The following is a 2739-nucleotide window of genomic DNA, read 5'->3' as shown; positions in this document are numbered from 1 at the left end:
AGTGGCGATGATGCAAAGGTTACACCCGTTCCCATTCCGAACACGAAGGTTAAGCTTTGAGATGTCGATGGTACTGCTCGGGAGACTGAGTGGAAGAGTAGAGAGTTGCTAGATAACATACGGCTAGATAGCTCAGTCGGTAGAGCAGAGGACTGAAAATCCTCGTGTCCCTGGTTCGATTCCTGGTCTGGCCACCAAAACACCTTATAGTGAAAACTTTAAGGTGTTTTTTATTTTACTTTGATTATTTTTCAACAAAAGGTGGAGTTATTAATATAATTACTGAAAGATTCATATTTACCATGGCATTTAGATGTAGTTCACACAGATAAGGGCTATGAAATGCTTTTAACAGTATTTAGAGATGGAGAGAGAGCGGCAAATAATATGAGATTAGTTTGGGGAGTATCTTCTGATGGAGCAATAACAGTGCAACGACTATTATTGCTCCATCAATTTCTAATAATGCTTGGGATAATAAACAGACTTATAGATCTACATTAGTTAAAGTAGATGATATTTATAAGGTTTATTATTCAGCAATGGATAATAATTATGAATGGCATATAGGCTTATCTCAAGGCTATAGCTTAGAAGAACTATATGGTTACTCATTAGAGTAGTTTAGGGTGCTTAAGTTAGCACCCTAATTTATTATAATTCCTTAATTACTTCATCAACATGACCGTCTACTTTTACTTTTTTAAAAATCTTTTTAATAGTTCCATTCTCATTAATGATAAAAGTACTCCTTTCAATACCCATAACTTTTTTCCCATACATATTTTTCTCTTTTAATACCCCATAAAGGTTGCATACAACTTCATCGGAGTCTGATAAAAGCACAAATGGCAAATTATATTTATCTATAAATTTTTTATGGGAAGCAATAGAATCTCTGCTAATGCCAATGGCAACTCCATTTAAATCTTCTATTTGAGACAAACTATCTCTAAAGCTAACAGCTTCGTTTGTTCAGCCAGGAGTATTATCTTTAGGATAGAAGAATAAAATAACCTTCTTACCAAGATAATCTTTTAAGCTGTGTACTTTACCATCAGAACCTTCTAGCTTAAATTCTGGTGACACCATTCCTTCTTTAATTTCTATACTATTCACGAAAAAAACCTCCTTAGTAATAAGTTTTATTATTAATTATATTATATTATAAATATAAATTATTGCCAAACTTTATCATTTTATTTAATATGTTTATATAAAATTGTCTTTAGTTTTATTTGGAGGCAAAGGCATTATATGTTATTATGGTTAAGTAATAAATAATATGTCTAAAGAGGAGAACGATTATGGAAAATAAAATTTTAGCTGTAGTAAATGGTGGAGAAATAACTGAAAGAGACCTTCAAAATGCGTTGGTTAAGTTTCCTAGGGAAAGACAGGCATATCTTATGACTGAAGAAGGCAAGAAGCAGCTATTAGATCAAATTATTTCATTTGAATTAATTTATAATTATGCTAAGGATAATAATATAGAAAAGGATCAAGATTATATTGCTAGATTAGAGGTAGCCAAGAAGGAGATACTGACACAAACTGCTATAAATATTATGTTGGCTGATGTATCTGTTACGGATGAAGAAGTAAAAGCATACTACGAAGTAAATCAACATTATTTTCAAACAGAAGGAGCAGTTACTGCAAGACACATATTAGTTGACAATATTGAAACCGCTAACGAGGTAAAAGCTAAAATAGAAGATGGAATGAACTTTGAAATGGCTGCTATGCAATATTCAAGCTGTCCATCTAAAGAGCAAGGTGGAAGCCTCGGTCAGTTTACAAAAGGACAAATGGTGCCTGAATTTGAAACAGCGGCATTTAATCTTAATATTGGAGAAATAAGTGATCCAGTTAAGACTCAATTTGGATATCATATAATAAAGGTTGAGGATAAGGTATCCCCTAGTGTAAGGCCTTTAGAAGAAGTGCAGGACCTCATAAAAAGAGAATTATTAAATGAGAGAGAAAGTTTTAAGTATATGCAGCTAACTGAAGACTTAAAGAAAAAATATAGCGTAGAAATCAAATAGTAAAGTTTTAAAAAGGTAGATAGTTTAATGTCTACTTTTTTTATATCTAAATTCCATTATACTATTAGATAAAACATATATAATATAAGAAGAATGATGTTATATGAAACTATAAAATATTAGTTTTTGATATAAACTTTGCCTAGAGTGTCATTACTATAATTAAAGAGAAACTAAAAGAATTTAAGAGAATAATGGATATAATAATTAAAATTTGATTATAATATAATTGTTGGCTTATGATATTGCTGATATGATAATACATGTCGCTTGAGTCCAAAAGGATAAAGCGAAAAATTAAGTTTAAAAAGTTGTTGACAAATATCTAAGTCTGTTATACAATAGAACATGTGCTTGAGAGAGTGTTATACAACAGTACAAATTGGTCTTTGAAAATTAAACAGAGAAATTAAGGTAAATGACCAGCAATTCTTTTGAAGTTGTTTAGCAACTTCTAAATTTTAAGTAAGCGATGAGCTTAAGTTTTCAAACTTTTAAATTGAGAGTTTGATCCTGGCTCAGGACGAACGCTGGCGGCGTGCCTAACACATGCAAGTCGAGCGGGAGACTTTGGTCTCTAGCGGCGGACGGGTGAGTAACACGTGGGTAACCTGCCTTAGTGAGGGGGATAGCCTCCCGAAAGGGAGATTAATACCGCATAACATTGCGATATCGCATGATATTGTAA

Annotated in this window: 3 protein-coding genes, 1 tRNA gene and 2 rRNA genes; 5 read left to right on the top strand and 1 reads right to left on the bottom strand. The window is 32.3% G+C overall.

Annotated elements, in window-relative coordinates; all coding sequences use genetic code 11:
* From rrf to JK636_RS22220, 3 genes are all read left to right on the top strand, one after another.
* Window positions 1-114 (top strand): 5S ribosomal RNA (gene rrf / locus JK636_RS22230); the annotation flags it as partial.
* Between the two features lie 7 nt (window positions 115-121).
* A tRNA-Phe gene (locus tag JK636_RS22225) sits at window positions 122-197 on the top strand.
* A 145-nt stretch (window positions 198-342) separates the two neighbouring features.
* Window positions 343-504, top strand: a complete 162-nt coding sequence (locus tag JK636_RS22220; RefSeq protein ID WP_202751189.1) for a hypothetical protein — start codon at window positions 343-345, stop codon at window positions 502-504.
* A 150-nt stretch (window positions 505-654) separates the two neighbouring features.
* On the opposite strand, the gene bcp is transcribed toward JK636_RS22220, so the two are convergent.
* Window positions 655-1110: a thioredoxin-dependent thiol peroxidase gene (bcp, locus tag JK636_RS22215; RefSeq protein ID WP_420839277.1), complete on the bottom strand. Its 456-nt coding sequence runs from the start codon at window positions 1108-1110 to the stop codon at window positions 655-657.
* Between the two features lie 197 nt (window positions 1111-1307).
* Here bcp and JK636_RS22210 point away from each other — a divergent pair, with 197 nt between their 5' ends.
* Entirely contained in the window at window positions 1308-2051 is a 744-nt protein-coding gene (locus JK636_RS22210; protein WP_202751188.1) for a peptidylprolyl isomerase, read from the top strand.
* Between the two features lie 495 nt (window positions 2052-2546).
* Window positions 2547-2739 (top strand): 16S ribosomal RNA (locus JK636_RS22205); the annotation flags it as partial.

It is taken from the genome of Clostridium rhizosphaerae (assembly GCF_016765585.1).
Lineage (GTDB): Bacteria > Bacillota > Clostridia > Clostridiales > Clostridiaceae > Clostridium_AT > Clostridium_AT rhizosphaerae.
The sequence above is the reverse complement of the archived record's forward strand: the minus strand, read 5'-3'. Positions and strand labels throughout refer to the sequence as shown.